At 68.4% G+C, this 3637-nt stretch carries 4 protein-coding genes; all 4 read right to left on the reverse strand.

Features of this window, described 5'->3' with window-relative positions; genetic code table 11:
- A partial coding sequence (locus tag AC08OU_RS23580) for an NAD(P)/FAD-dependent oxidoreductase (protein WP_476605844.1) occupies positions 1 to 459 on the reverse strand: 459 nt, incomplete at its 3' end.
- Between the two features lie 549 nt (positions 460 to 1008).
- Positions 1009 to 1485 carry a hypothetical protein gene (locus AC08OU_RS23585; protein WP_476602254.1) on the reverse strand — a complete coding sequence of 159 codons (477 nt, stop codon included), beginning with the start codon at positions 1483 to 1485 and terminating at the stop codon, positions 1009 to 1011.
- The gene (gene selA, locus AC08OU_RS23590) at positions 1482 to 2864 is read right to left on the reverse strand and encodes an L-seryl-tRNA(Sec) selenium transferase (protein ID WP_476602255.1); all 1383 of its coding nucleotides are present in this window, start codon (positions 2862 to 2864) and stop codon (positions 1482 to 1484) included. Before selA ends, AC08OU_RS23585 begins: the two co-directional genes overlap by 4 nt.
- A 260-nt stretch (positions 2865 to 3124) precedes the next feature.
- Positions 3125 to 3637, reverse strand: a 513-nt coding sequence (locus tag AC08OU_RS23595; protein ID WP_476605845.1) for a hypothetical protein, incomplete at its 5' end; no start/stop codon positions are given.

The following is a 3637-nucleotide window of genomic DNA, read 5'->3' on the forward strand; positions in this document are numbered from 1 at the left end:
GGCTGGGGTCTCACGCCCACCCCGGTTAACTTCGAAGACCCCGTAACGGACGGCCGTATAGAAGAGGTAAGCATCGATGTCCTGGCGGTGCATGTGCATTTCCGGGCCGTTCGGAAACTCCGAGACGCTGCACTGAGTGACCTCTTCGGGGTTCTGGAGCGCACCCTCGCGGTGGTAGACAAATCCGAAGTTGCGCTTCACCCCGCAGGCCGAGGTGACGTGGGAGCGGACGCCCTCGAAGCTGCTCACATGGCCGAGTTCGGGGACGTCGAACCGCTGGGCGAGCAACTTCAGCAGATAGGTCGTCTCACCGATGGTCGACTCCCCGAGCGCGAAACGCGGATGCGTGCCACTGTCAATCAGAACCACGCTGTGACCGTGTCGGGCGAGGATATTGGCCAGCGTCGAGCCGGCGATGCCGCTACCGAGGATGGCAACCGAATAGTCGTACCCGCTCATTGCGTGACTCCCTGGGAGTCGAAATGAAATAACTTGCGCGTTTCGAACCCTCCACAGGCCTGTGACCTGCGATGATGCTCTCGATCACGTATTTGTTACTTCATTACGTCCCCCTGGACGCCGCTATCCGAGGTGGCCGACTGCATCCACCGTACTCTTTGAAGGATCACAATCAGCGCAACCAGTACACAACGGCATACTGAACCATCTCTACGGCTTCCGGTCTCCGTAAGAGGTGCATCGATGCCGATGGGTAATCAAGCTTCCCGAATCGGAAGTTTGAGCTATATGCCGGAATTTATAATATTTGTACTATAATGTTCTGATGTCTAGGCCCGTCGGCGGGCCCGCCACATGCGAAGATGCGACGCGGGTCCCCGCCGCCGCCGAGCGAACCGTGAATCGCTTATTTCTCCGTTGTTTTAGCGTTAGATCGAGGTTTGGATCGGCCGTCCACTGATCGTGAGGGATCGTGCTCGCGGCCGACGAGGGCCACGGCGCGGTGGTCGCACGTCAGGCGAAGCTGTTCGACCTCGCAGCGGGACCGCGCTACGCGACGGCGTGGGGCGGGTGGTGCCGGGCCCAGCCGGTGACGAGCGTGCTCGCCAGCAGCAGCCCGCTGATTATCGGACCGGCGCTGAACTCCGTCGCGGTGGGTTCCAGCCCCGGCCAGGCGATCGCGAACAGGCTCAGCGAACAGGCCGCCCCGAATCCGGTCGCGGCCAGCCAGTGGCGGTGAACCAGGGGCAGCCCGGCGAGTCCCGCCGCGCCGACGCCGTGCCCGAGCAGGGTCGCTGCCAGCAGCAGGCCGCCGATGCTCCAGACCGCCTCACCCGGTAACGAGTCGAGTAGCGTTGACTCCCCGTTCCACCGGTACCGTTCATCCGGGGTCCCCGTGGGTGCGCCGGGCCAGACGAGCAGGTGGACGAGCCCGTAGCAGAGCAGGGTCACCGCGGCGGCGACCGAGCCCAGCCGTCTCACCGCGACGGCGACCGCCGGGGAGTCGTAGGGGCGGCCGAGGCTCACGGCGTCCGTCGGCCGGGCACGGTGGCGCGCGGGATGGCCATGGATTCGATCGTCATGACGTCGGCATCCTCGGCGATGTGCGGCTCGGTCGGGGCATCGGTGATCGTGGTCGCGCCGGCTTCGGTCGCGGCAGTCAGCACGGCGGCGGCGAGGACGGGATCGAGTTCCACCGGAACGGTCCGCAGATCAAGCAGGCAGCATCCCTGCTCGACCCGGCCCAACACGGAGGGCTCGCCCTGGCGCAGGGGGGCGGCGATGACTGCCTCCAGGGCCACCGCGGCGCTCGGCAGCTCCGGACCGAAGCCGCCGAACCCTCTGATCGTCAGACCGCCCGCGGGGCCCGTCGGGGCCATGTCGTCTTCGTCTTGTGCGCCCTCGCGCTGGTGGCTGCCCGATCGACGGAATGCGGCGTCATTCGGCTGCGGCGACGATCCACCCCCGCCGTCGACGACCGCACGACTCGCTACAGCCGAGGCTGCGATGCCCGAACGCCGTAGCCACGCGGCGAGCGTCTCGGCCCGCGTCATCAGCCGTTCCGGTCGGGCGTGCAACGCCTGCCGGACAGGGGAGTCGGGGTGGCTGAGGGTGGCTTCCAGCGCGGCGAGCGTGAGCTTTCCGGCCCGCATTGCCCGGGCCATCGGATGCCGACGCATCCGGTCGATCAGGTCGGCACGTCCCAGCAGCAGGCCGCCCTGAGGCCCGCCGAGCAGTTTGTCCGCGCTGGTCGTGACCACGTCGACGCCGAAGCCGAGCCAGGTCGTGACATCGGGTTCATCGGCGAGGAGCGGCTCGGGGTGCAGCAGCCCGGAGCCGCAGTCACCGACGAGGGGGATCTCGAAGTCGGCGCAGAGCGCGGCAAGATCGTTGATCGCAGGGGTGTCAGTCAGCCCCACCACCTGATAGCTGGACGGATGCACGCGCAGCACGAGCCCGGTCTCCGGCCCGATCGCGTCGGCGTAGTCCCCGAGCGTCGTGCGGTTGGTGGTGCCGACCTCCCGCAGCCGAGCCCCGGTGCAGACCAGCAGTTCGGGCAGCCGGAACCCGTCCGCCGTCTCCACCAGCTCCCCGCGGCTCACCACGATCTCCCGCCGCCCGGCCAGCGCCGTCACCGCGAGGATCAGCCCTGCCGCGTTGTTGTTGACGATGTGCACGCCCGCCGCTGCGGGCACCGCGGCTGCCAACGCGGCCAGGGCGGTACGTCCTCGTCGTCCTCGCCGTCCGGTCCCGAGGTCAAGCTCGAGGTCGGTCGTGCCGGCTGCCAGGTCGAGGGCCGCGCGGGCGGCCGCGGACAGGGGAGCTCGGCCGAGCCCTCCGTGGAGCAGGACGCCGGTAGCGTTGATCACTGGGCGCAGCCTGGTGGTGACGCGAGCGAGCGTCATCGGTGCCGCTACCGGTGTCGTCGGGCTGTCCTGGGCCGGGGAAGCGAACAGACTTGTACGATCGATCACTCTTGGTGAAGCTAGTGCTCCTCCTCGCGGGATTCCGGACATGGCCGGGACGGCGGCGTGGCCTGTCGGGTGTCTGCCTCTGCGCGGTGCCTGCCTCGGCTGGGTGCCTGTCGGGTCGGTCCGCTGCCCTCACGGCTCTGGCCGTCCTTTCGATGATTAAAACGGCGCATGGCCGGGCCTCGGGCCTTCGGTCACCCGGACGGCCCCCCGCCCAGGTTGATCGTCGGCCAGGGTGGATCGTCGACGCTGAAGATGAGGGCGACGTCGGTGTCGGAGACGAAATCGACGAGTCGTGCCCCCGCTGGTAGCAGAGCCAGCGCGTGACGGAGCTCCGCGGCGCTCGATCCTTCCCCAGCGGAGATGATGTGCCGCGAGCGGACCCCGGAGGCGAGGTCGGCAGGCGGCGGTGCAGCACCGGGGGGCTGGGACGCGGAGCTCCCCACGGTGGCGAGCGCGGCGCTGGACAACAGGGCGGCGAGCCGATGCGCCTCGTCCGGCACGAGATGCGCGACGCAGAGAACGTTGAGCAGGGCCGACTGGGTGCGGAGAACGACGACTGGGGTTCTCCGCGGGACGCTGGGCTGCGTTCCCACGGTGATGACCGTGCCGTCGATCCGGCCGATGAAGGTGATGACGTCCGGGTGAGCGTCATCCGGGGTCCGGGGTGGGGTCCGGGGCGGGTCGATGTCCAGGATCTGGATCTG

The sequence above is a fragment of the Frankia sp. CcMO1 genome, assembly GCF_977945845.1.

Coding starts and splice junctions, on each gene's coding strand:
- selA (WP_476602255.1), bottom strand. CDS start 2,864: ATGACGCTCGCTCGCGTCACCACCAGGCTGCGCCCAGTGATCAACGCT.